Source organism: Pseudopedobacter saltans DSM 12145 (genome assembly GCF_000190735.1).
Lineage (GTDB): Bacteria > Bacteroidota > Bacteroidia > Sphingobacteriales > Sphingobacteriaceae > Pseudopedobacter > Pseudopedobacter saltans.
The window spans coordinates 2,667,953-2,692,279 of record NC_015177.1 but is presented as its reverse complement, the minus strand read 5'-3'; the positions used below and the strand labels follow the sequence as shown (position 1 = coordinate 2,692,279).

23 protein-coding genes and 1 pseudogene are annotated in these 24,327 nt (G+C 36.9%); 11 read left to right on the top strand and 13 right to left on the bottom strand.

The window, feature by feature from the left end:
• Positions 1 to 115 precede the first annotated feature (115 nt).
• From PEDSA_RS11615 to PEDSA_RS11575, 8 genes are all read right to left on the bottom strand, one after another.
• Positions 116 to 493: a PIN domain-containing protein gene (locus PEDSA_RS11615; protein ID WP_013633347.1), complete on the bottom strand. Its 378-nt coding sequence runs from the start codon at positions 491 to 493 to the stop codon at positions 116 to 118.
• Entirely contained in the window at positions 484 to 687 is a 204-nt protein-coding gene (locus PEDSA_RS11610; RefSeq protein WP_013633346.1) for a DUF2683 family protein, read from the bottom strand. Before PEDSA_RS11610 ends, PEDSA_RS11615 begins: the two co-directional genes overlap by 10 nt.
• The gene (locus PEDSA_RS19895) at positions 675 to 1,151 is read right to left on the bottom strand and encodes a type II toxin-antitoxin system RelE/ParE family toxin (protein WP_013633345.1); all 477 of its coding nucleotides are present in this window, start codon (positions 1,149 to 1,151) and stop codon (positions 675 to 677) included. The genes PEDSA_RS11610 and PEDSA_RS19895 overlap by 13 nt, the downstream gene beginning before the upstream one ends.
• Entirely contained in the window at positions 1,133 to 1,375 is a 243-nt protein-coding gene (locus PEDSA_RS11600; RefSeq protein ID WP_013633344.1) for a hypothetical protein, read from the bottom strand. Before PEDSA_RS11600 ends, PEDSA_RS19895 begins: the two co-directional genes overlap by 19 nt.
• Positions 1,376 to 1,663: 288 nt before the next feature.
• Positions 1,664 to 2,512 (bottom strand): ABC transporter permease, encoded by an 849-nt coding sequence (locus tag PEDSA_RS11595; RefSeq protein ID WP_013633343.1) that lies wholly within the window; start codon positions 2,510 to 2,512, stop codon positions 1,664 to 1,666.
• Positions 2,513 to 2,862: 350 nt separating this feature from the next.
• The gene (locus tag PEDSA_RS11590) at positions 2,863 to 3,990 is read right to left on the bottom strand and encodes a glycosyltransferase family 4 protein (protein ID WP_013633342.1); all 1,128 of its coding nucleotides are present in this window, start codon (positions 3,988 to 3,990) and stop codon (positions 2,863 to 2,865) included.
• 1,179 nt (positions 3,991 to 5,169) lie between these two features.
• A complete protein-coding gene (locus PEDSA_RS11580; RefSeq protein WP_013633341.1) occupies positions 5,170 to 7,545 on the bottom strand; it encodes a GumC family protein in 2,376 nt (791 codons plus the stop codon).
• Entirely contained in the window at positions 7,545 to 8,336 is a 792-nt protein-coding gene (locus tag PEDSA_RS11575; protein WP_013633340.1) for a polysaccharide biosynthesis/export family protein, read from the bottom strand. The genes PEDSA_RS11580 and PEDSA_RS11575 overlap by 1 nt, the downstream gene beginning before the upstream one ends.
• Positions 8,337 to 8,424: 88 nt before the next feature.
• Between PEDSA_RS11575 and PEDSA_RS11570 the strand changes: the two genes are divergently transcribed.
• On the top strand, positions 8,425 to 8,682 hold the full coding sequence (locus PEDSA_RS11570; protein ID WP_148233528.1) for a hypothetical protein: 258 nt from the start codon (positions 8,425 to 8,427) through the stop codon (positions 8,680 to 8,682).
• Between the two features lie 229 nt (positions 8,683 to 8,911).
• Here PEDSA_RS11570 and PEDSA_RS20650 read toward each other — a convergent pair.
• Positions 8,912 to 9,779 (bottom strand): annotated as a pseudogene (locus PEDSA_RS20650) (IS982 family transposase).
• Between the two features lie 363 nt (positions 9,780 to 10,142).
• On the opposite strand from PEDSA_RS20650, the gene PEDSA_RS11555 reads away from it, so the two are divergent.
• The 5 genes from PEDSA_RS11555 (at position 10,143) to PEDSA_RS11535 (ending at position 16,453) form a co-directional block, all read left to right on the top strand.
• Complete coding sequence (locus PEDSA_RS11555) at positions 10,143 to 13,667, top strand: T9SS type A sorting domain-containing protein (protein WP_013633338.1); 3,525 nt, start codon at positions 10,143 to 10,145, stop codon at positions 13,665 to 13,667.
• Positions 13,668 to 13,675: 8 nt separating this feature from the next.
• On the top strand, positions 13,676 to 13,906 hold the full coding sequence (locus PEDSA_RS11550; protein WP_013633337.1) for a PID-CTERM protein-sorting domain-containing protein: 231 nt from the start codon (positions 13,676 to 13,678) through the stop codon (positions 13,904 to 13,906).
• Position 13,907: 1 nt separating this feature from the next.
• Positions 13,908 to 14,654, top strand: coding sequence for a glycosyltransferase family 2 protein (locus PEDSA_RS11545; RefSeq protein WP_013633336.1), 747 nt, complete (start codon positions 13,908 to 13,910; stop codon positions 14,652 to 14,654).
• Positions 14,655 to 14,830: 176 nt separating this feature from the next.
• Entirely contained in the window at positions 14,831 to 15,934 is a 1,104-nt protein-coding gene (locus PEDSA_RS11540; RefSeq protein ID WP_013633335.1) for an MraY family glycosyltransferase, read from the top strand.
• Positions 15,935 to 15,943: 9 nt separating this feature from the next.
• Positions 15,944 to 16,453 (top strand): UpxY family transcription antiterminator, encoded by a 510-nt coding sequence (locus PEDSA_RS11535; protein WP_013633334.1) that lies wholly within the window; start codon positions 15,944 to 15,946, stop codon positions 16,451 to 16,453.
• 499 nt (positions 16,454 to 16,952) lie between these two features.
• On the opposite strand, the gene PEDSA_RS11530 is transcribed toward PEDSA_RS11535, so the two are convergent.
• Together PEDSA_RS11530 and PEDSA_RS11525 are read right to left on the bottom strand one after the other, a co-directional pair.
• Positions 16,953 to 17,930, bottom strand: coding sequence for a type I phosphomannose isomerase catalytic subunit (locus PEDSA_RS11530; RefSeq protein WP_013633333.1), 978 nt, complete (start codon positions 17,928 to 17,930; stop codon positions 16,953 to 16,955).
• A gap of 42 nt (positions 17,931 to 17,972) precedes the next feature.
• A complete protein-coding gene (locus tag PEDSA_RS11525; protein WP_013633332.1) occupies positions 17,973 to 18,167 on the bottom strand; it encodes a YwbE family protein in 195 nt (64 codons plus the stop codon).
• 125 nt (positions 18,168 to 18,292) lie between these two features.
• On the opposite strand from PEDSA_RS11525, the gene PEDSA_RS11520 reads away from it, so the two are divergent.
• The gene (locus PEDSA_RS11520) at positions 18,293 to 18,694 is read left to right on the top strand and encodes a hypothetical protein (protein WP_013633331.1); all 402 of its coding nucleotides are present in this window, start codon (positions 18,293 to 18,295) and stop codon (positions 18,692 to 18,694) included.
• A gap of 60 nt (positions 18,695 to 18,754) precedes the next feature.
• Here the strand turns inward: PEDSA_RS11520 and PEDSA_RS11515 are convergent, their stop codons facing one another.
• Entirely contained in the window at positions 18,755 to 20,572 is a 1,818-nt protein-coding gene (locus tag PEDSA_RS11515) for a DNA polymerase III subunit gamma/tau (protein WP_013633330.1), read from the bottom strand.
• 673 nt (positions 20,573 to 21,245) lie between these two features.
• On the opposite strand from PEDSA_RS11515, the gene rpsF reads away from it, so the two are divergent.
• The 4 genes from rpsF to mtgA all read left to right on the top strand — a co-directional run bounded on the left by rpsF (position 21,246) and on the right by mtgA (position 23,094).
• Entirely contained in the window at positions 21,246 to 21,611 is a 366-nt protein-coding gene (gene rpsF, locus PEDSA_RS11510; protein WP_013633329.1) for a 30S ribosomal protein S6, read from the top strand.
• Positions 21,611 to 21,874: a 30S ribosomal protein S18 gene (gene rpsR / locus PEDSA_RS11505; RefSeq protein ID WP_013633328.1), complete on the top strand. Its 264-nt coding sequence runs from the start codon at positions 21,611 to 21,613 to the stop codon at positions 21,872 to 21,874. Before rpsF ends, rpsR begins: the two co-directional genes overlap by 1 nt.
• Before the next feature lie 14 nt (positions 21,875 to 21,888).
• Positions 21,889 to 22,332, top strand: coding sequence for a 50S ribosomal protein L9 (gene rplI, locus PEDSA_RS11500; RefSeq protein ID WP_013633327.1), 444 nt, complete (start codon positions 21,889 to 21,891; stop codon positions 22,330 to 22,332).
• A gap of 81 nt (positions 22,333 to 22,413) precedes the next feature.
• Complete coding sequence (mtgA, locus tag PEDSA_RS11495; protein WP_013633326.1) at positions 22,414 to 23,094, top strand: monofunctional biosynthetic peptidoglycan transglycosylase; 681 nt, start codon at positions 22,414 to 22,416, stop codon at positions 23,092 to 23,094.
• A gap of 228 nt (positions 23,095 to 23,322) precedes the next feature.
• Here mtgA and PEDSA_RS11490 read toward each other — a convergent pair whose 3' ends face one another.
• Positions 23,323 to 24,327 carry a cytochrome d ubiquinol oxidase subunit II gene (locus PEDSA_RS11490; protein ID WP_013633325.1) on the bottom strand — a complete coding sequence of 335 codons (1,005 nt, stop codon included), beginning with the start codon at positions 24,325 to 24,327 and terminating at the stop codon, positions 23,323 to 23,325.

Genomic DNA, 24,327 nt, shown 5'->3' with positions numbered 1-24,327 from the left:
TAGGTTGAGATTAAGGTTGAGACTGAGGTTGAGGAATTGCTTAATCTTAGCCTTAATGAATACTGATGCTTAGGTCTATTCAGATTATAATTTGTCGTTCAACGAAGTTCGATTTTTATTTCCAGTCACTCAATTTTACTTCTTTTACTTTTGACAGTTCTTTATCTCGACTTATTAATGTAGAGTTAGTAATTATTGCAGATGCAACAATGATAGCATCCGGAAGTTTGAGATGATAATTTTTTCTTACCTCAGTAATTTTGTTTATGAGTTTAAGATCTGATTGCTTCAAATCTATAACACTGATTCTTTTAATAAATTTACGGAATAAATTGATGTCATTTGTCGTAAGTCCCGAGAAAGACAAAAACTCAAGTTCACTGATGACTGAAATATGAACTGAGGATGATTTAGACACTAACCCAAGTAAATCATCTTCATTTTTTAGAAGAGAAATAATGGCATTGTTATCCAAAAATAACTTCAATCCCATTCAGAACGTAATTTCTTTTGTTCTTTTAAAGCATCTCCTTCCCACTCTAATTTTCCGGCAATATCAGAAAAGTCGAATTGATTAGCTGGGTGTTTTACATGGTTAGCCTTAAAGTTTACGTTCAATACTTTAAGAAAAGCTTTAATGGCAGCCAATTGCTCCTTGCTCTCTGGTTGTATAATTAAAGTTTCCATAATGTTTTATTTCTTGACTTTAACAAATATAACGAATTTTTGTGTTTGTTATTCGATATTCGTTGATCGTTGTTCATTGTTTTGACAAATGACAAATGACAAACGAAAGACGAAGCTAGATGGACGGCAGTAGGAGATTTTACAGGAAAATTAATACTAGGAATTAGTAACTCAATGAATTTTTCGGGGTCCTGTCGGTTATCCCAGAACGAAGTAATATAAATATGCGGATCAATAATCCGATAGTAAATACTAAAATTACCCATTGCAGCTTCTCTGGTATCTAAATGATTAGTTGTTTTTCCAGATTCCGGATTTTTTGCAATGACAGATGTACGCTTTTCAATTAGCTTGATTAATTTTTCAGCGTAAGTAGTTGATTTGTTACGTGACGTCCAATATTTAAGTATTTCACGTCTTTGCTTGATAGCAGTTTGTGTCCATATTACAAGCTTTTTAGCCACTCCAAGTCTGTTTTGTCCAGTTCTTTTTGACTAATTACTCTGTTGTTTTTTATGTCATCATCGCTCATGTTTAACATGAGAATCTGCGCTTCGGAAAGGTTTATGCAATCGTCATTAACATTACTTTTATTAACTAATTGATAAAGTGCGGTCAGGTATTCCTGATTCGTTATAGTCAACAATTTATCTATGATACTGTTCCTGATATTATCTGCTCCCGTCATAAAAATTTGTTTATTATAATTTATTATTAGTTAAGTTTGATAAGTGTTTCAATCTCCTGATGTACAATTAAAGTTTCCATTTCTTAATTATTAATCAACAGGTATACATAAATATACGAATTTTTTGGTGTCGTTATTCGTATTCGATGAACGAAAGACGAGAAACGATGGACGGAATTCTATTTTGTTTTCCCTCATCCGCCCTTTGGGCACCTTCTCCCAGAGGTAGAAGGACAAATATGGAGGGGCTGTTGCTCATTATTCGATGGACGAAAGACGACAAACGACTTACACCGTATCTACAAAATTCTTTTCTACTTTATTAAAGATCAATATACCTCCGAAAGTAATTGATAAAGTAACCACGCATGTATAAGCTAACATATCCCATGAGAATGATCCGGCTCCCAAAAATCCGTATCTAAAGATTTCGATGATTGGCGTCATGGGATTATATTCGATTACCCAGGCATAGTCCGGATAGTTTTCTATCGCTGTACTTAAAGGATAGATTACCGTAGTTGCGTACATTAACAGTTGTACTCCAAAAGTGACTAAGAAAGCCAAGTCACGGTATTTGGTGGTCATGGCAGAGATGATCATGCCTGAACCTAAACCTAGTAAAGCCATCAAAACAACCAATAAAGGAAATAAAGTAATGGCCCAGGTCACCTGGAAATCAGCTCCTGTTAGGTAATAATAAAGCAATAGCGCCATAAAAAGTAGGAACTGAACGCCAAATTTCACCAGATTGGAAACCACAATGCTTAGAGGCATAATTAATCTTGGGAAATAGACTTTTCCGAATATATTGGCATTGTCTTTAAACACCGTGGAAGTTTTGGTGAGGCAGTCTGCAAAATAATTCCAGGCCGTAATACCAGCCATGTAAAATAGGGGTTGTGGTAAACCGTCTGTAGATATCCCCGCCAGATTACCAAAAATGAAAGTAAACATGATGGTCGTCAGCAACGGCTGTATAAAGAACCAAAGTGGTCCTAAAATCGTCTGTTTGTAAAAAGATACAAAATCTCTTCTTACCAATAACATCAATAAGTCGCGATAGTGCCAGGTATCTTTTAGTTTTAAATCGAATAATTTATTTTGCGGCTCTATGCTCCAATCGTATTCTTTCATGTGGATAGTATCAAGTACTTAGTATCAGGTAGCTATTATTTAATATCAAGTAGTTAGGTGTTACAAACACCATAGACGACAAAAGTGTGTCATTGAGAGGAAGCGAGACTTTTTTGTTCATAGAGATTACTTCGCTATGGCTCGTAATGACGTTCCTATGAATGTCATTGCGAGAGCCTGTTCCGATTTTTCGGAAAGGAACGACGTGGCAATCTATTTCTGCTTGTGTTTAACTTTATTTATGGAAAGATTACTTCGCTATGGCTCGTAATGACGCTCCTATGAATGTCATTGCGAGCTTGTGAAGCAATCCAATCTCATCAGGTACCCAAGGCTTTAGCCAAACAAGTTCAGTATGATGTATCATAAAGGATTTCCTCTCCCAACAACAACTCCTCAATCCGTTTTTCATAGCTCTCAAACGAAAAATGCTTCAGAGTCAATTCCCGTTGTTTGTCCTTATCAATTGGATGCAGCATCATTCGCTCTAAACCTGTATAAATTTCTTTTGGGTCGTTCGGATTAACTAATATGCCTAATTCTCCATTTCTTAGCGCATCCACACTGCCATCCTGATTGCCGGCCAATACATTACAACCATTTGCAGTAGCTTCTATAAATACAATGCCGAAGCCTTCTTTTTGACTCGGTAAGACAAAATAATCAGCGAGTAAATAATGGTCTTCTAATTCGCTGTTTGGAACAAAACCAATTAATTTGACTTGTGCTGTCAGATCTTTTGACGCAATCAGCTGACTTAGTCTTTCCTGTTCTACTGTGTCCGCTTTACCACCAATAAGATAAATAATATCAGGATAAATGGTCTTCAACTTTTCAATACAGGAAATAATAGTATCGTAATTCTTTTGGTGTTCTGTATGCGATAACCTGGTCAATGTGAAAAAGACCTTTTGTTCTTTTCCGATGCCATATCGCTCCAATAGATAATCAGGCTTTTGTAAAGGTTTGTCAACTGTGAAAAAGGGATCTAATGAATTATTTACCACCTGTATTTGAGATTCATTAAGTTGGTGAAGCCTGATCAATTCATTTTTTGTAAACGTACTAACTGCCCATATCCCACAACTTCTCTGTATAAAGTTCTTCTTCCATTTAGGAATTGCTCGCCATACTTCAATACCGTGTGCCCAAAGAATGATTTTTGTTTTTGGGGCAAGCCACTTTATTATCAACCCAAATAACAACAGATTGATATGGCTTAAAACTACCGTATCGAAATAGGATGATTGTGTAAATATTTTTTTGGCAAAATGTAGCTTTTTATTATTGAAACCTTTGAATTGGGGAGAAGTAATATATTTAGGATCCACCTGAGCTGTATCATCATACATAGACCAAACTTGTAGCTGGACTTCAGGTATGGATTTTAACGCACTGATAAGTGTACGGCAGGCTTTTTCAATACCTCCGGTAAAACTAAAAGTCTTTAAAGTAAGAAATAGGACTTTCTTAGTCAATGTTATAATAATTTCTTAATTCGGCTCACTTAAGTCAATGCGCTGCCTGAGGCTTTCGCCATTCATTACTATTTTCGCTACATTTCTAAAAGTCATCCTGAACCTGTCGAAGGGTCAATGTGGCTTCTGTAAACACATATCACCGTGAAACTCCCAAGATGTTTTTTCTCATGCTCAAGGTTTCGAGTCCTGAGGTTCTTGAAGGGTCGGGCTTTTCTCTAATTTTATTCCTGATCATCTTTAAAATATCAGAAATTCAGTACAATAATATTTTGGATTTTGAAGGAACCAATTCGAAGACATTTTGGCCGCTCACGGCTCCGCCTCCTCAGTCCCAAAAAGGTGGGAAGAGTTTAGGCTAGTTTAGTGTCGCAAAAATATTATAATTTTCTGATTAAAAGTGTTTAAAGACAAAAGAATTATGAGGCTATACATGCTTTATCGCATGATTTTGAAACATAGCTTGAATGAACGAATAATTAATGAACGAAGTGCTTGTACACAACTGAATCGTTAAAGTTTGAAGACTGGAACTCCAGGTAAACCTGACGGGTGATTCTGCGGATTGTTGTCTTCGCAGATTCCGTGGAATGTTTTAATCTGTATAATCTGTGATTCAGACAGTCATTTTGGACCATAGGCAACGGATTCCGATACACAATACTCCGGGAGGGAGGGGAAATCCTTCCCTTTGTTTGAAGCAGTTTAAATAAAATAAGGTGATTAAATCCAGATTGATTCGAGACAGATGAATACCAAACCCGACTTTTCTTCGGGAATCCTTCGGGTTTGCTTCGGCACTTGCCGAAGGTTTGTCGAACACTTGTCGAAGAAACAGTACCTTTTGTCGAAGGATTGTCGAAGAACACTCGAAGAAACTGCAAGATTTCCCGAACAATTCTGGAAGCTGTCTCGAACCTGTCTCGAATACATCCCGAAATTGCTTTGCGAAGATTGAAGTTTGATACACAGTCCCGTGTCACCCTGAGGCTCTCGCAGAATCATTGCCGTGCTTCGATTCTGAGAACCGAATGGCGCATTCTGACTGGAATTCTGCAAATTTGGACGATATTTATCGCTGTCTGATATGTTCGTTCATGGTGTTCTTTGTATCTGTATAATCTGTGATTCAGACGGTTATTTTACCAACGAACGAAGAACAAAAGGATAACTAATGAACTATTTATCCCAAAACTTCCACCAGGACTTTTTCTTCATTTCATCCGTATAATACCCATAGTCATAACCGGTATTGTTTGCATAATAGTAACCGGCGTAGTTATCATTGTATTTAGTATTGTAATATGTTGAATAAAGCACTTCCGGACGGTAGTCGTTCAGAATTATATAAGTATTTTTTAACTCATGTTCATTATTGATACGGTCAGGAATTTCTGCAGCAGAAAGTTTGGAAACACCGGTACGGATGACAAATAGATTAATATCGGAATATTGAATAAGTGGTAAAGCATCGGAAACCAGGCCTATAGGTGCCGTATCGAAGAGAATATAATCATATCTCTTTTTCAATTCTTCAATCATTTCCAATAATCTGGGCGAATACATCAGCTCCGATGGATTAGGCGGATTTTGCCCCGCAACAATTAAATCCATATTTTCCTGTTGAGTGTGATGGATAATATCATCCAGATTGTTTTTATGCGCCAGATAGGTACTCAGGCCCGCCTTACTCTTAATATCGAAAGTATGATGCACTTTAGAACGACGTAAGTCCGCTGCTATAATAATCACTTTTTTATCGATCAATGCCAGACTGCTGGCCAGGTTGATGGTAACAAAAGATTTACCTTCACCTGCGATTTCCGAAGAAACAAAAATGACCTTGCTGGATTTCTCGCTGGCGATAAAACTTAAGTTAGTTCTTACCGAACGTACCGATTCCGCAAAAACAGACTTAGGTTTTAAAGCAGTTAAAATTTGGGTGTTGTTTTCATCTACCTTTACCGGGAAATGACGGATAATTCCAATGATAGGAGTATTACTGATACTTTCGATAGTCTCCTTATCGTAAATATAAGGATTGAGTGCTCTCGCTAAAAAGATTAAGCCTACGCCAGACAGAATGCCAATAACAAAAGCAAAACGCCATACAGCATTGGCAACAGGAGATACCGGAGCAAAATTAGGTATAGCAGGATCTATAGAGCTGGCATCAGGCATAATGGAAGCTTTGCTAATCTGTGCTTCTAGTTTTTTTTCCGACAAAAAGCTATAGATCTTGTCGTTGATATTATAATCTCTTTGCAGGCCAAACAGTTGCCTTTCCTGTGAGGGCATGCTTTGCAAAGAGGTATAAGCTTTATTTAGTTCGGCCTGATTAAAGTTTTTGAACTGTTTAATCCGGTTAATACTCGACTTGATATTCTCCTCTGCAGCAGATCTGATGATATCCAGCTTGCTGTCAATATCTATTATAGGTTTGGCATTTTCTTTATATGTTCCTACTAACGAGATACGTTCCTGTACTAAAGTATTCCATTGGTTTAGCAGGTTGCTGAGCATAGGATCTACGGTGCCATCCAGGTTAAAATTTAAGCTGATGGTTTGATTATTCTTCAAAAACTGCTTTTGCAATTGCTCCAGTTGTAAAAGCTGGATGTCTGCGGTGCGCATCGCCGTTTCTAGCTTAGTAACTTCGGCTAGTGCAGTGGACGCACTCGAACTTAAATCCAGAAAATTATTAGACTGTTTGAAGTTTTGTAATTTCTCCCCAGATAGTCGTACAGAGCTGGATAGCTGATCTAGCTGGGTATCAATAAATTCGATAATCTGTTTGGCAGACTGGGATTTATTCTGCAGATCCTGAGACAGGTAAACTTTAATAATAGCATTTAATGCATCAGCAGCAAAATAGGGGTTTTCATCTGTTTTAGATACGCTGGCTATATTAGAGTATTTCGCTGTCTCCGAAATGTTGAGATTGGCGCCCATCCTGCCATAAAATTCAGAAGGATAGTTGAACTTGATCTGGTAAGTGGCTACAGTAGATAGCTTGTCTTTAGCTTCGATATAGAAGCTGATACCTGGTATATTGATAGGGCTGCCAAATGCATAATCTTTTTTGTGATTGGCATATTCCAGTCGGAATCCTTTCTCTAAAGGCGTAATATCTATAGCCTGGTTATAAAAAGAAGAATCCTGCTTGAGGATATGTACTGTAAAAGGTTTGTTTGGATACAGATCGGTAATTCTGATTTTTCCCTTTAGAAAATAGCTCACCTGCCAGTCAATCAGGCTAACAGCTTCCTGTATTACTTTTCTACTTTTGAAGGTCCAGCTTTCTGATAATATTTTATTAGTATAAGTGCGTGTGAGCGGAGCTAAACTTACGGAATTACTCAGGTTAGGCTGTTTTTCTTCGAATTTAAGAAAAGCAGAGGTACTATAGATTTTTGGGGTATACCATAAATAGGCATAAGCTGCACCCAAAGAAAGTAACAGGGTAAGGGTTACCCAATACCATCTGCTTAATATAATATTAAAGAATTTAGCGTAGTTAATCTCTTGTTTCACACGTTTATCGGTACCGGCCATTATTTGCTTAAATTGGAGATTAACAGATAAATATTTAATATGCTTAACCCTATCCCCAATAGCGAAGTGGTAGGACCTAAGCGGTCTAAAGTCTGGAATGCGCCGCGGGGTTCCGCATAAACAACGTCATTGTTTCTAAGCATTAACCTGGGGTCAGAGAGGCTATTGATATCTTCCAGATTGGCAATTAACACTTCAGGATGTTTTAGATCACCACGTATAATTTTAACTTTCCTTTTGTTAGCGCGTGTATTCAATCCGCCCGCTTCGCCCAGCATCTGTACCAGGTGTACCTGGTCTTTTTGTAAGATAAAATTACCTTGTCTGCCAAATTCCCCCAGGAAAGTAACCGTCAGGTTGCTGATCTGCAGGGTGATAATAGGAGCATTTAGCAATTGAGTCTGATAAAGTCGGTTTAATTCCTCCTGTGCCTGTAAACGGTCCATGCCACCCAATTTCACTTTGCCAATAACTGGAAGTAAAACAGTACCATCTGCTTCTACACGATATCCTATGCTGTTGGTATGGCTCATCGTTTGCAGATTCTGTCCACCCAGGCCGGATATTAATGCTTCATTCTGCAAGTTGCGTATACTTAATAAATCGCCGGGTTGTATAATCTGTTCTTTTGTGTTTGACTCTGTAGAGCCTTCTTGTACAGTATATACAGGCAAATCAGGGATGCTTTTTTCATTAACCGTATTAAATAGAATATTCCTTCTCGAAGAACAGGAACTTAGGGTAAAGACTACAAAACTAAATAATAGTAGTGTTTTACAATAATTAAACATTAGGTGGTTTAGTAATAAGGCTCAATATTAGTGATTTTTTTTCGTGTGGAAAAAAAGAACATGTTTTTTATAAGATACTGGAAAAGAAGTGTGTTGGTTTGTTGCTTTTGGTGTTATTTGGAGAGGTATGGCTGCCCGCCGTTTCAGCGAGATTTGGAATGACAAGAAAGTGCTTCCTTTCATAGCAACATTCTCGCCCTATTCCCTAAGGGACTCCTTTGGAGTAGGGAGAGATGCCCAAGTGGCAGAGGGTTTTGTTAAATTAACATGGATTACGATCCTTGCATCGCTTCATCTTTTCGTCATTTTAAACGGAGTGAAAAATCCCATTAGCAAATATTTCTAAGCTATTTTCAAGATACTTCTTTAAATAATGAAGGAAGTGTTATATTATATCTTAGTTCCTAATACTGTTTTCTTTAATTTGATTCCTGTGCTTATTGAACAAGAAGCGGAAATATGGTAAAGGCTTCCTTTCATAGCAACCATCTCGACCTTTCTCGAAGGGACTCCTTTGGAGCAGGGAGTATGCTCAATGTGCAGAGAGGGTATTGTTAAATAAACGTGAATTCGGTTTAAGCGGTCAATAACATCTGTCTGTCTTTAGAGGGCTTTTTAGGGAAGAAATGATAGGCACAAAGTGCGCCCATTGTGTTCATCAGGAAGTTATTTACCGAACGGTGCCCGGTATGCTGCAGCTTGCATATATTCTTTAATTCATCGTTCACACATTCGATTAAGGCTCTTTTTCTGAGCATAATCTTATCAGCTTGCGAGATGTTAAAATCCTTCATGTTCTTTCTTGGTTTGGTAATCATTTGAACACCATTTCCCCAGAGCAGATCAGCTAATGCTTTTGATATGTAACCTTTGTCCCAAACAGCTTGCCGAATATCCTGCTGGGTCATAGAGGTCATCAATTGCCCTTTGTAAGATAAAAGGATAATATTTCCCCCCTGTCATTGATGATCGGGTGAAGCTTGAATCCATAGAACCATCCGATGGAACATTGCCCTCGCTCTGCAACCAGGGAAAACACTTTATGGCTATGTATGCGCCTGTTATGGCATACTTTGATATGTGTAGAATCGATAAAGTTGATGCCATGGGACTGTCCCAGACATCTGTTTTTCAGAAACAGCATCATGGGTATCGCTACTCTTTGCTGCAGTTCTACAAAACGGTTATAGGATACAAGTCCAGGAAAATAATCTCTGTAATAAGAACAGATGTGACCAATGTAAAAGTGCTTGAGATTGGTGAAATGTCCGGTATGAAAAGCTATCAGAATAGTGATGATCTCACTATCAGCAAGTGAGGCCTTACGGTTTCTGGCTTTGCAATTTCCCGCATTAAGCTTATGTTGGATGATCTCAAGTTCAAATTCTTTACAGAAATATCAACTTGAACAAAAATTTCGGTAACTTTAGAAGGAGTAAGCATATCAAGTTATAGTTTTAATTTGGTACTTAAATATAATAAAATATGCTTAATTATTTGATAATCAGTAATTTAATCTATTTTTTGTTCTTTAAAAAGACAATTCTATTATCCCGAACTCACGTTAAATTACATAGATGACGATCCTTGTATCGCTTCATCCTTTCGTCATTTTGAACAGAGTGAAAAACTTCACAAACACATATTAACACCGTTGCGGAAGTTGAACATGCAATGAAGGATTTAAGCAGTCTGCTCAAATTATTTTCTTGAATATACCTAAAATTAGGTATATTCTTGTTTAATTATGTGAAAATGATAAGCTTATATTAAAATTTTATATTTTTGTAGAACTTAAACTGGCGTATGGTGAAAAATATACTTTTTAGATATATTGTATCTGTATGTGCTATAATGGCGCTCTCTAAAGTAGTAAAAGCAAGCTCTGCTACAGATTATTTCCGAACCAAACAAAGTGGGAATTGGAACGATATAAATACTTGGGAAAGTTCTGTAGACAATATTGTCTGGTCTAATGCAACATTAATTCCAAATACAGATGCCACTAAAATCCAGATTCGGTATGGGCATACCGCAATAGTGACAGCAAATATAACACTGGATGATGTAGAAATAGAAGTTGGTGGTACAGTAGATGTATTATCCGGAATTACTTTGATTATAGCTAACGGTGCTGCAACTACAGATTTCGGTGTATCGGGGATTTTAAAAAGTGAAGGAACTGTAACACCAATGGGAAGTTTGGTTTTTTATAGTCAAGGGGTCTATCAGCATAATTATAAGGCGTCTCCAGGAACAATACCTTTAGCTACTTGGGAAGATGGATCAGATTGTCAGATAATAGGCTTTACAAGCTCGAACGGAGGGATTCAAGGTGCAAACCAAAACTTTTTTAATTTAACTTGGAATTGTCCTAATCAACTGGTAAATACCGGTCCCTCTTTATTGATAGTTAATGCAACGGTAAGAAATAACTTTACTATATTAAGTACGGGGCTTGGTGGAGCCAATTTGTCAGTTACGAATTCGGATTTTAAGATAAAAAATCTACTACAATATGATGGTTATTTTGCAATGATAAATACCAACAATGCTTCTTTAACAACAACATTAAGAGTAACTGGCGACGTGAATTTACAAGGAGGCTATTTTGCAAAAGGATCCGGAAGTAGTAAAGGGGTTATTATATTTTCTGGTACGTCAGAGCAGAAAATAGATATTAATAGTGGGCATTTTTACGGGGCACTACGGTTTCAAGTGTCTGAAAACAGTATAGTAAATTTAGCGACTTCTACTATAAGTAACTTAGTTACCGGTACGTTTACTGTCCAAGATGGCGTTACTTTAATCACAGCCCATCCAGAAGGAATAGCATTAACAGGAACAACCGGAGCTATTCAATCTACAGGAGTCCGGACTTTTAGCCCTAACGCCAATTATGTATTTAATGCTTCTATAGCACAGCAAACAGGCACAGGCCTGCCGGCAAGTGTCAATAATTTAACCATAGATAATAGTTCAGGAGTTACCCTAAGGTCGGGCAATTTAACTGTGAATGGAGGTTTAAATATTTCAAATGGTTATTTGGACTTGGGGGCCAATGCTCTAATCACTACTGGCGCTATTGGTTTGTCTGGAGGCGGAACATTAAGAACACAAAATACTTCGGTAAATCCATTAAGTACAGGCAAAACATGGAATGGTACTGTAGAGTACAATGGAAGTTCTACCCAGACTATAGTTAGCGGCCAATATAATAATTTGAAACTTTCAGAAAGTGCTAAAACTTTAACAGGGAATCTCTCAATTAGCAATGATTTTGATGTCAGCGGGGCAAGTTCTGTAAATACTAGTACCTATAAGATATCTTATAATGGTTCTGGCAATCAGAATGTGGCTGGAATTTCCTATTATGATTTAGATGTTGCAGGAGCGGGAACAAAAACAATTACGGCTCCGGCTACAGTGAGTAATAATGTAACAGTGAACAATGCTGTTTTAAATGCTAATGGAAACCTGACTTTATTAGCTTCACCCAGTTCTAATGCTAATATAGGCCCTTTGCAAGGTACTGCAGATGTTGTTGGTGAAGTAAAGATTCAATCATTTTTAAGTGGGATAGATTATGGAGCTGTAAGAGGAAGTCGAACTATGTCTTCTCCTATTAATGACGCATTGATTTCTGGAGATAAGACGTTCGCACAGTTGAAGAAATATATGATTATTACAGGAAATGGTGGAGTTGTGAATGGTTTTGATGAAGTTCCCTCAGGCCTTAAAAACGCAGATATGGTGTTGACTTATGATAATAGTTTAACATCAAACTCTTTTGTTCCTCTACCAAATATAAATAGTCCTTCAGGCGGAGGAAGAGGTTTTTTGTATCTTTTTATTGGAAATAGGGATTTTAAAGATTCTACACCAGGGAAATTAAGGCAGCCTTTTGTTGATGCGGAGAGTGTCTCATTAACTTATGCCGGACCTATTAATAAAGGGAATATAGACGTGCCTATTGGGTATAATTCTGCTAAAACTACTTTGCAAGGCGCCTTTATTGGAGGGAATCCATATCCAGCAACGATAGACTGGCATAAAGTATATGCTTCTTCATCTAATTTAACACCTTCTATTTCAGTGGTTTTTGGAGGACGGCCAATGGCAACGTATAATGCTGCTTTAGGTGTAGGGGTTAACGGTGGATCCAGATATATACAACCAGGGCAGGGCTTTTATGTTTATGCAAATGTAGGGGGAGGGACGCTAAGTTTCCGGGAGTCGCATAAAAATATAAATGAAGTGCCGGCAAGACTATTAAATGTAAAAGAAAGAAATGTTTTAGAATCGAGATCTGGCAAAGTTTTATTAGTGCCTGTTGCTAATTTTACATTGGAGAAGCCAACTTTACTAAAACTACGTCTAAGCAGTGGGCCATTTTCAGAGGAGACTATTGTTGCGTTTGATTCTGGATTTAGTTCTCTCGCTGATGGACAAGACTCTCCTTATATGGCAGGTTCGGGATACAATATTAATCTATCCACTCAGTCTTCAGATAATAAGCCCTTGGCTATAAACTTGATGTCTTCCAACGATTTGGAGCTCCCTTTGAAGTTGAATGTCAATAATAAGGTTAGTTCTGTAATGACTTTGAATTTTGATGAAATTCCTGAAATAGCAGATAAATTACTAGTATTGAAAGATGCTTTTACAAATACGGAGCAGATTATAAGCGAAAGCAATAGGCGATATGATTTTGTAGTAAACACAAGCAATGCTAATACTTTCGGTAGCAATAGGCTTTCTTTATCATACAATCCATCCGGTGTACTACCTGTGGAATTTACTAGTTTTGATGTTAAAAAATTGGATAATGTAGTTGAGCTTAAATGGAGCGTAGTAAAAGAAGAAAAGGACTATATCTATATAATAGAGAAGGGATATGATGGAGGTGTTTTTAAAGAAATAGCAAAGATAAATGCAGTAGGCATAGGAAGTTATTTGTATGTAGATCAGCAACCAAATATGGGTAATAATTACTATAGAATTAAGCAGGTAAACGCTGATGGAGTGGGAAAGGTAACCTCGATCAAGACTGTAAAAATCGATTTAACGGTCTCAAATAAGGTATTTGTTTTATATCCAAATCCTGTAAAGGGTGAAGTTAAGTTTAAAACCAGCAATGCTTTTTACGGAAAATTGACTGCGAATATTTTAGGAGCTAATGGCTCGTTAATAAGATCTGTTCAATTTTCAGGAGAACATATCGAAGAGGTTAATCTGCCTGTTGAAGATTTAAAAATCGGAGTTTATATGATTGAATTGTTAGGATCCAGTGGACAGAGAATTGGTATGGAGAAGATTGTTAAAAACTAGTAAGAAAAATGAAAGGATTAAAATATATTTTGTTGAGCTTAAGCCTGTCTTTTTGTTGTATCGCAATCTATGCACAATGTCCAGAAGAGGATCCTTTTTGTGATGATGGCGGAGCTCCTCCAGATCCATGGGGAGATGTTCCCATAGACGGTGGAGCTTTCGCATTACTTGCAGGCGGAGCAGCCTTAGGCTACAAAGCTTTGAAAATGAAAAGAGAAGATAACGCAGAAAAGGAATAGAATGTTGATATCTATTATTACCTCAACCTATAATTCTGCCAGCTTTTTAGCCGATGCTTTGGAATCTTTTAAAGAACAAAGTTATGCTGAAAAAGAACTGGTATTGGTAGATGGAGGATCAACAGATGAAACTTTACAAATTATAGAAAAGTCGGCAATTGTTGGTAAGATGATTTCTGAGCAAGATGGAGGGATTTATGATGCATTGAATAAAGGGGTAAAGCTTGCCTCGGGAGATATTATAGGCATATTGCATTCAGACGATATGTTTTATAATGCAGAGGTGTTGAATAACGTGGCGGAAGCTTTTAAAGCCAATCCTCATTTAGATGCGGTTTATGGTGATTTGCTTTATGTAGAGCGTGATAATACGGATAAAGTGGTCAGAAACTGGAAGTCAGGTAGTTACGATTTAGCTAAGCTGGCTTATGGATGGATGCCACCACACCCGGCATTGTTTATTAAAACGGAATGCTTCCATAAGTATGGGCTTTATGATTTACAATATCGTTCGGCTGCAGATTACGATTTGATATTACGTTTTTTATATAAATATAAAATAGAAACTGCTTATTTGCCACAGGTTTTGGTGAAGATGCGGGTTGGGGGAATAAGCAATAAAACTTTGAAGAACCGCATAAGGGCGAATGCGGAAGACCGGGCGGCAATGAAAGTAAATGGCGTGGCTTTTCCGTTTTTGGTTGCAGCATTGAAACCATTGCGCAAAATAGGGCAATATATAAAATAGATGAACAGTCATATTAACTGCAAAGAACACGGAGAGTATACAAAGAACGCAGAGAGATTTGAATAGGAGATAAGTGAATACACTCGTTACCAGTATCTTTAAGAAATTGCGCCCCTTTGTGGTTATAAAATAATATAAATTTAAAATAGAATCTATAGACAAAAAACTACTAAACCATGTCACTAAACCTGGAATGGCCCTGGCTATATAACGTATTGATTATAATGCTCTCTGCTGCGGTAACCTTTTTTGCAATACCCTCTATCATATTTGTAGCAAACACAAGGCATCTGTATGATGATCTGGAGAAGGATCGAAAAGACCATCAGCATGGTATTTCGCGTTTGGGAGGGGTAGCCATATTTTGTGCATTTACGATTGTTTCTTTACTTTTTGCCAAGTACGATGATGTATTGTCAACAAATGTCTTACTGACTTCCTGTATCATACTTTTTGCGGTAGGCCTGAAGGATGATCTGGCGGGTACAAGTCCGACAACTAAGTTTATCATGCAGTTTATTGTAGCATTGATTTTAGTAACGATGGGGGATGTAAGGTTAAGCAGCTTGTACGGAGTTTTCGGAATGTGGGATATCAATTACTTTTCCAGTATTTCATTGTCGGTATTAATCATTATGTTTTTTATCAATGCCTTTAATTTGATAGATGGTATTGATGGCTTGGCCGGAACAATTGGTATTATTGTAAGCCTGACTTTTGCAGTGATGTTTATACATATGGGTGAACTGGGGCTGGCTATTTTAGCGTTTAGTTTGGTAGGAGCCCTGGCTGGTTTTCTGTATTATAATTTCTCTCCATCAAGAATATTTATGGGAGATACAGGAAGTCTGTTGGTGGGATTGATTTCGATTGTATTGGCCATCAAATTTATCGAACTGAATAAGTTTAGCAGTACAATGCCACGCCCTGCATTTTTATCTGCACCGGCAACGGCAGTATCGGTATTGATTATACCCTTATTTGATACCTTCCGGGTTTTTATGTTGAGGATTATGCAGGGCAGATCTCCTTTCAGTGCAGATAGAAACCATATTCACCACAGAATATTGAAATTGGGATTTTCTCATTTACAAGCAACACTCGCTCTGGCGATAACCAATATTTTATTTATATACCTGGCTATTATTTTTAGAGGCTTTGGAAATGGGCTATTAATAGCTTTGTTTTTTGTTGTTTGCATGTTAATTAACTGGATAACTACTATACTGTTAAGGATTAAAGAGAGAAAGGAACTAAAGATTGAATATCTTTGGAAGTAAGTCTAAGTTATGCTGAAGATAGATGAGCGACATAGGTGGTACCCAATTTATACAAAACCCAGATTTGAAAAGAAGGTAGCCGAGAATTTGTTGAAGCAGGGAATAGAAGTTTATCTGCCTTCGCAAAAGATTCTTAAGCAATGGAGCGACCGAAAGAAATGGGTGGATGAGCCTCTGTTTAAATCCTATGTTTTTATCCATATTAATTATTTACAGTATGATCAGGTGGTGAGAACGCCGGGGGTGGTAAGGTTTATTTACTTTTCCGGTAAGATTGCTTCTGTTCCGGATATGGAGATGAATTTCCTGCAAACTTATTTATCTGGCGATTTTACAGTAGAAACGACGGGACAATTTATTAAAAGTGGAGATAAGGTAAAGATTGTCTCTGGTAAATTTAAAGGGTACGAGGCGGAAATGGTTTCATATCAGAACGAGAAAAGGCTGATTTTGAGAATTGATGCACTGGGGCAATCTATCTTATTGAATATTCCCGTTGCGGATGTAATAAGTAAATAACCCGTTGGATGACCTTAAAAGGTTCATCCTGAGGTGCTCGAAGGATAGCGTGTTTGTTTTTGTCCGAGGACCGCTAGATAATCGAAGTATTCGCATTTCTTAGCTGTTTTTTTGGAATGAGTTTTTACAGGTCTTCTTTAAGAATAATACGCGGGATTATAAATAACCATGGAAGAGATTGCCGCGTCGTACCTTTCCGAAAAATCGGAACAGGCTCTCGCAATGACAAAAATAGGGAGTCATCCTGAGCAGTGTCATTAAGTTAAGCGTATCGTCATGTTAAACTAGTAATAGTAAAGTTTAGATATAAAAAGCAAACTTGCATGTGAGACCTTTCGTTGTACTCAAGGTGATGCAAAATTTCTTAACTTAATAGCACTGCATTCCGAGGCACTCGAAATATAATGCAGTACTTTATCCCTTGTTCCTTTTGTCTTTTGTCAAGCCCTGCACACAGGTTTCGAGAGCCTCAACCTGACCCAAAATCGATTAACCAAACTTATGCAATATAACTCTCTAATATCTTAAAGCCTTCACTGGTTTCCAGTTGAATTTCTTTCTCAGAGGCAGGGACTAAAATACAATCTCCTTTTTTTACAGCCAGTTCACCTCCATCATACCCTAAAGAATAAGACCCTTCTACACAAACATGGATAACGAAACTATCCAATTGGCTGTAATCTCTATTGGTAGACTCGTTATAGTCTAAAACATTGGTAGTGAAGAAAGGACATTTTACAGCTTCTATAGCTTCGTTCTTTGCTTTTTTATAGTCAGTTTTATATTGATTATAAAAATTGAAATCAATAGCATCCAAAGCTTCCTTTACATGCAGCTCCCTTTTGTTTCCTTTATCATCAACGCGGTCGAAATCGTAAATACGATATGTAATGTCCGAAGTTTGTTGGATTTCAGCTATCAATAATCCCTTTCCGATAGTATGGATTCTTCCGGCTGGTAGAAAAAATATATCACCAGCGCTAACTTCCTCTTTATTCAAGATTTCCATGAGTTGCCCCGATTCGAATTTCTCCAGATATTTAGCCCTGTCTACAGGTTGGTTAAATCCAGAAATCAAAGTAGATCCCGAGTCTGCCTGTAAAACATACCACATTTCAGTCTTGCCTTTAGAGTGGTGTCTTTTCTCTGCAAGTTCATCATTAGGATGTACCTGAATAGAGAGATCATCGTTAGCATCGATGAATTTTACCAGAAGAGGGAATTCATTTCCATATGTTTGGTAATTTTTCTTTCCTACAAGATTTTCTTTTTCTTCGGCTAAAATATCAGAAAGTTTTTGACCTTTTAAAATACCGTTTGCTACAACAGAAACGTCTGAAGATACGCCTGAGATTTCCCAGGTTTCACCACAGTTAGGTAAAGGCGAAAAGTCCTTATGCAGAACATCTTTAATTTTTCTTCCGCCCCATATTTTATCTTTAAAAATGGTCTCGAACTTTAAAGGGTATAAGCTCATGTTATAAGAATTTGGTTTCTGACAAAAATAATATAAAAATTATCATTCTATAATGACTTTCACCCGTCCCACCTGATTGCTTTCCAGTATAACTTTTATGCCATGCGTGTGGAACGAAGATTTTGTAAGTATTCCCTTTACAATACCTCTGGTAAGTTCGCCGGTACGCTGATCTTTTTTTAGAACAATATCCACAGTTTGTCCTATTTTAATATTTTCTCTTTTTCTGGTATCCATTAGCTATAAATGAATGACAAATCTACAGATAATAAAAAGATAAATTAATAAATGAATGGATGCTGAAAAATAAGAATATGTAAGATTATGGCATCGTTTATGATGTTTTTTGGAAAAAGTATTTTATGGAAGGCAAAAAAAATATAGGCAAATCTGACGATCAGGATCGTATAAACGAGTATGGAGACGCCAATTTGAATTATGATGAGGAACAAAATAGTTTTGAATTAGATCTGGCTCCTGATAAGTCAACAGATAAGGATTATCAGCATCTGGATCCATATGAAACTACAGCCCCTAATGGAGACGATTTTAATTCGGATTATGATGAAGCCAATCCATTTATTGGAGATGAGTATGATAAAAATGCGTCTTTAGAGACAAATGTGGATGCTTTGGGAATGCATATTTCTGATGATGAAGATTTAACCCTGACAGAAGAAGATATAGAAGACGCTAAAACTCCTGAGGATTACCGGGATGATTTGGACGAGGAAGGATATCCTAAGAATGATAGAAAGAGATAGGAAGTCTGAAACCGATTGAAGGTGACAAGAACAAGGATTAAGGAGTAATGAACAGTTGATCTAATCCAGCTCTAGCCCAAAGGCCTGTCTCAGCAGATCGATATTCGGATTCTTATCCACCATATGCTGATATTTGTCTTTGGAAGTGTATAATTTTCTCTCGCTTACCACTTCGTCAATGATAGGTTCTAAAGTGATAGAGAAGTTCGAGAGTTTTGTTCTTAAATAATTGAGGATATCAATCCTTTCAGAAATTAACTCTTCAGACTGCAGCTTATTTTCCAGTACAAGTTCTATCCTATAATTGTCCTTTAACGTAGGGGTATAGTTGTCCATCAGAGAAACCAAACTCATTTTTCCCTGTTCCTTTGCCATTCTGGAATAATCTACCCATACTTTTATAAAATCATCCTGTGTAAAATGGGTAGTAGCAACACCCGTAACATATTCAGGTTCATTTTTATCTTCCTTGACTGTTTTTATAGCAGATGGGTTTTTGATATTTGGTATCAAAGTGCCTCCACCTTTCAGTAGACTGTTTCCAGAGGCAGGAATGTTGATGGCAGGCCGTTTCTCTTCCCTTACAACAGATGCAGAATTATCAGGCTGTTGATAGGTGACAGGGGGAGCTGCTGCTGGCTTGCTGTTCGTATTTTCAGTAACTAACGGAGTTTTTTTTTCCTGTGAAGGAATAGTTGTGTTGACCTGCGGTGCTAAATTTTCAGGTTTTTTTTTTACTTGCTCGATATGATCCCGAACATTTCCATCTTTACTTAAAGAGAAGGCTTGTTGCAGATGTGCTATTTTAATTAATGCCAGTTCTACCTGTAATCTTTGGTTTTTACTGATTTTATAATTTAAATCACACTGGTTGGCGATATTGAGCGCACTGATTAAAAATGAACTGGATGTAGCTTTACTTTGATCCAGGTATTTTTGTTTGATATTTTCACTTACCTCCAATAGCTGAACAGTGGATGGATCTTTACATATCAGTACATTTCTGAAATGGGAAGCAAGTCCGCTAATGAAATGATTGCCATCGAACCCATTATTTAATATTTCATTGAATAGTAAAAGGGTAGAAGCAGTGTCTTCCTGATTGAGAAAATCAGTTAGCTTGAAATAGTAGTCATAATCAAGAATATTCAGATTATCTATAACTGCCTGATAGCTGATGTTTCTGTTGGAAAAACTTGCAATCTGGTCGAACATAGAGAGCGCGTCCCTTAATCCGCCATCGGCTTTTTGGGCGATAAGATGAAGACCATCATTATCAAAGGTAATCTCTTCCCGGGTTGCAATTTTGGAAAGGTGGCCAGCCATGTCTTCCACTTTTATCCTGTTGAAGTCGAAAATCTGACACCTGGATAATATAGTAGGAAGGATTTTGTGTTTCTCTGTTGTAGCTAATATAAATATAGCATAGGCAGGTGGTTCTTCCAGCGTTTTTAGGAAAGCATTGAACGCACTCTGAGATAACATATGTACCTCATCAATAATATAAACCTTGTATTTTCCGCCTTGGGGTGGAATTCTTACCTGATCTATAAGATTTCTGATATCATCCACAGAGTTGTTGGATGCAGCATCCAGCTCATGGAAATTGAAAGAATTGCCATGCAGGAAAGAATTGCAGGATTCGCAGATTCCGCAAGCTTCACCCTGTGCTGTAAGATTTTGACAATTGATGGTTTTTGCTAAAATTCTTGCACATGTAGTTTTACCCACACCTCTTGGACCACAAAAAAGGAAAGCCTGTGCCAGCTGATTGCTTTTGATGGCATTTTTTAAGGTATTGGTTATATGCAATTGACCTACTACGCTTTCGAACGTGACAGGGCGATATTTTCTTGCCGATACGATAAAATTCTCCATTGCTAGCAAAAATATAAAGATGTTATAGATAATACAATATTATTGAGAAAATAAGAGGGAGATATATTGTGAAAAATAAATTTGGTTAAGCAGTTTAAAAGAATAAGGTGTGTGCGAAAACAGCGATACACTTATTTTAAATATAAGATATTTTATGCTGTTTATGTTAATAAAATTGATAAAAAAATATTTTTTCAAAAAACACACTGCTAAGTCTGCTTTGATCTTTCTGTATATGAAATTTATAGTTATATTTGTGAAATATTTGTAAAATCATGAGAAAAACAAAACTTTGGGCAAAGTTGATGATGGGTTTTGTTAGCTACTTATATATAAATGCTATAAAAAAGCCTTAGTTGTGCCTTCCCTCAAAAATCAATACGATTTTTAAATTTAATAGGTGTGTAAAAGCGGTAGGCCTCCCGGCCGAACCGCTTTTTTATTTTGATTTTCAAAGCTGTTTAATATTTCGATGAGGGGTGTGGTTTCTTTATATTTTCTTGAGCCGACTGCTGTTTCTTCTGGGCAGTCTTTTTTAGCCTAAAATAGCTTATAAAAGAAACTGTAATATAATTTTACACAGACTCTTAAAGTTGTGTTGCATTTTTATTTATAAATATCTATTTTTGCAGTCCTTTAAAGTAAAGGGATAAAAAACAATTTATTAATAACAATGGGTCAATACGAAACCACTATCATTCTTACCCCGTTATTATCAGAAGAGGCAGCGAAAGAAGTAATTGCTAATTTCTCTAAAATCTTAACTGATAATGGAGCCGAGATTGTCCAAGAGGATAATTGGGGTCTGAAAAAATTGGCGTATCCAATTGAGAAGAAATCAACTGGATATTACCACATTACTGAATACAAGGTATCAGGAGAGGTTATCGGCAAGTATGAGTTAGAATTGAAACGCGATGAGCGTGTAATGAGATTCTTAACTGTTAAATTAGACAAGCATGCTGTAGCGTACAATGAGAAAAAACGTTCTGGTGCTTTTAACAAAAAGAAATCTGAAAAAGCGGAGGCAGCAAACTAATGGCTAAAGATCAAATCCAATACGTTACTGCTCCCAAGGTGGAGGATAACAGAAAGAAATATTGTCGTTTTAAAAAGAACGGTATTAAATATATCGATTACAAAGACGCTAACTTTTTATTGAAATTTATCAACGATCAAGGTAAAATTTTACCTCGTCGTTTGACAGGAACTTCTTTGAAATATCAGCGTAAAGTAGCTCAAGCTGTTAAGAGAGCTCGTATTATCGGTATCTTACCATTCGTAACTGATGGTTTAAAATAAGGAGGGCTGTTCACATGGAAGTAATTTTAACACAAGATGTAAAAAAACTAGGCGAGAAAGACGATGTCGTTAATGTAAAGCCTGGTTACGGCCGTAATTATTTGATTCCTCAGGGACAAGCTATTTTAGCTACTGAGTCGGCAAAGAAAGTTTTAGCTGAGAACATTAAACAAGCTCAGTTTAAACAAGAGAAAATTAAGAAAGACGCTGAAGCTACTGCAGCTAAATTGGCTGATGTTAAATTAAGCATTGGTGCTAAAGCGGGCGAAACTGGTAAAATCTTCGGTGCGGTTAACACAATTCAGGTTGCTGATGCATTGAAAAAATTAGGTTTCGATGTTGACAGAAGAAGAATCACTTTTGATTCTGATGTTAAATTTGTAGGTGAGTACAAAGCAAACTTAAACTTACATAAAGAAGTTAAAATTCAGGTTCCTTTCGAGGTTATTGCTGAATAATAAACTTTTTGCTATATAGAAAATGCTCCTTAAATTACTAAGGGGCATTTTTTTGTTGTAATAAATATCCTATCTAAACTTGTGGCTAATCTGCTGATTAAATATCTAAAGAAACTCTTTTTATGGTTCTTTGTACTCACATTTCTTTGGGTTCTCGCCTATCGTTTTATAAATCCTCCGTTTACCTATCTGATGATATCACGGGCATTCGAAAGAAAATTCGATGGCAAGACCTGGAAAATAGAAAAAGAATGGAAAGACTTTGATGACATCTCTCTGAATTTGAAAAAGGCGGTTATTGGTGCTGAAGATGCTCAGTTTTTAAGCCATAACGGTTTTGATTTTGATGCGTTGGGAAAAGCTTATCAAAAGAATAAAACAGGTAAGAAGATCAGAGGAGGGAGTACGATAACACAGCAAACAGCAAAAAATGTTTTTCTGTGGCCAGGAAGATCATATATCCGTAAAGGATTTGAAGCCTATTTCACAATTTTAATAGAATTGCTTTGGTCGAAACAAAGGATAATGGAAGTCTATTTAAATGTAATTGAAATGGGGGATGGTATTTATGGTGCTGAAGCGGCTACACAAGCCTATTATCATAAATCGTGCAAAAGCTTGTTGAAAAGTGAGGCAGCACTTTTAGCTGCGGTATTACCAAATCCAAGAAAATGGACTCCGGTGAATCCTACCGCATATATCTATAGAAGACAGGCGATCATAAGAAGAAATATGGCTGCTTTAGGGAATTTAGAATTTTAAGGCGGGAGATTTTTTAAATCTTATAATGCCTGGTTCGAACTATTAAAGGAACTGCGAATTTCCAATGTTCTTTGTAAAAATGGTTGCACTTAGGGAATAAATTGCACAACCGAGCCCTTTTCCCAAGGGACGGGGCCCGCAGTCCACCTGGCACTGTTCCAAACGGACATGTGGGAATAAGCAAGTTCATAACGTAAAACTTAAAATTCACAACAACCTTTACCTCATTTACTTCCCTTTTTTCTGAAAGCTATATATCAAATAATACAGAGCAGGAAGTATAAAGAGACTGCCTATCAATAGGGCGTAAGCCAAAGAGGCTATCGCTTTTTCGTGACCCGCATTTTCTATTAGAGACAGGTAATTGCCATTTTTGAGCATAATAATATTAGGGAAATGCTCCCAGGTGATAGCTAATAGAATCATGGTCACCTGAAAACCTGCTAATATTCTAAGCAAAACAGTTCTTTTCTGTTCGATAGTTCTCCATAAAATAATCAATGAAACGGTTGCCGCAGTGATGGCAACAATTCCCACAACATTTCCGAAAATCCAGTCGATCAAGGGGATCTGCTCTAAATAGGCGATAATAAAAACCAGTGATCCTGAAATGACAGCACCGATATTCATGTACTTCGCCTTTTTTATAAATCTCTTTTTATCTTCTTCGGTATCAGTCTCGCCTATAATAAATATCGCAGCTAAAAAGCCGCAGATGGCAACAGTAAAAAAGCCAACGGCAATACCAAACCAATTGAACCAGCTAAAAATATAAGCATTTAAAAAATCAGTTGATTCGGTATCTATAGATCCAGATACAGTACTTGCTGCAATAATTCCTAAAAAGAATGGCGTGATAAAGCTTGAGTATTGGAAAATTTTATTGTAAAGAGTTTGCATATCGTCTACAACGGCATCATAATGTCTGAAAGCGAAAGCAGTACCTCTTGCAATAATTCCAAATAACATTAAAACCAATGGAATATGCATATGTATAGACATTGTCGTATAAATATCCGGGAAACCTACAAACAAGATAACTATAGCGATAATAAGCCACATGTGGTTTGCTTCCCATACTGGGCCAATAACTCTGTAAACAGTTTTTCTGGTATTCTTTTGATGTTTTTTTGAAGTAAAAAGTTCTAATATTCCCGCTCCAAAATCGGCACCTCCCAGTAATAGGTATAACCAGATTGAAGCCCATAAAAATGCAATAACAACGTAAGTCAT

Bases quoted from the DNA above. Each gene is read 5' to 3' on its own strand.
- PEDSA_RS11575 (WP_013633340.1), bottom strand. From the start codon at position 8,336: ATGTTTAATTATTGTAAAACACTACTATTATTTAGTTTTGTAGTCTTT.
- PEDSA_RS11515 (WP_013633330.1), bottom strand. From the start codon at position 20,572: ATGGAGAATTTTATCGTATCGGCAAGAAAATATCGCCCTGTCACGTTC.
- PEDSA_RS11600 (WP_013633344.1), bottom strand. From the start codon at position 1,375: ATGACGGGAGCAGATAATATCAGGAACAGTATCATAGATAAATTGTTG.
- PEDSA_RS11525 (WP_013633332.1), bottom strand. From the start codon at position 18,167: ATGGATACCAGAAAAAGAGAAAATATTAAAATAGGACAAACTGTGGAT.
- PEDSA_RS11580 (WP_013633341.1), bottom strand. From the start codon at position 7,545: ATGGCCGGTACCGATAAACGTGTGAAACAAGAGATTAACTACGCTAAA.
- PEDSA_RS11615 (WP_013633347.1), bottom strand. From the start codon at position 493: ATGGGATTGAAGTTATTTTTGGATAACAATGCCATTATTTCTCTTCTA.
- PEDSA_RS11545 (WP_013633336.1), top strand. From the start codon at position 13,908: ATGTTGATATCTATTATTACCTCAACCTATAATTCTGCCAGCTTTTTA.
- PEDSA_RS11595 (WP_013633343.1), bottom strand. From the start codon at position 2,512: ATGAAAGAATACGATTGGAGCATAGAGCCGCAAAATAAATTATTCGAT.
- PEDSA_RS11555 (WP_013633338.1), top strand. From the start codon at position 10,143: ATGGTGAAAAATATACTTTTTAGATATATTGTATCTGTATGTGCTATA.
- PEDSA_RS11610 (WP_013633346.1), bottom strand. From the start codon at position 687: ATGGAAACTTTAATTATACAACCAGAGAGCAAGGAGCAATTGGCTGCC.
- rplI (WP_013633327.1), top strand. From the start codon at position 21,889: ATGGAAGTAATTTTAACACAAGATGTAAAAAAACTAGGCGAGAAAGAC.
- PEDSA_RS11520 (WP_013633331.1), top strand. From the start codon at position 18,293: ATGGAAGGCAAAAAAAATATAGGCAAATCTGACGATCAGGATCGTATA.
- rpsR (WP_013633328.1), top strand. From the start codon at position 21,611: ATGGCTAAAGATCAAATCCAATACGTTACTGCTCCCAAGGTGGAGGAT.
- PEDSA_RS11530 (WP_013633333.1), bottom strand. From the start codon at position 17,930: ATGAGCTTATACCCTTTAAAGTTCGAGACCATTTTTAAAGATAAAATA.
- PEDSA_RS11490 (WP_013633325.1), bottom strand. From the start codon at position 24,327: ATGACTTACGTTGTTATTGCATTTTTATGGGCTTCAATCTGGTTATAC.
- PEDSA_RS11550 (WP_013633337.1), top strand. From the start codon at position 13,676: ATGAAAGGATTAAAATATATTTTGTTGAGCTTAAGCCTGTCTTTTTGT.
- PEDSA_RS11535 (WP_013633334.1), top strand. From the start codon at position 15,944: ATGCTGAAGATAGATGAGCGACATAGGTGGTACCCAATTTATACAAAA.
- rpsF (WP_013633329.1), top strand. From the start codon at position 21,246: ATGGGTCAATACGAAACCACTATCATTCTTACCCCGTTATTATCAGAA.
- PEDSA_RS11540 (WP_013633335.1), top strand. From the start codon at position 14,831: ATGTCACTAAACCTGGAATGGCCCTGGCTATATAACGTATTGATTATA.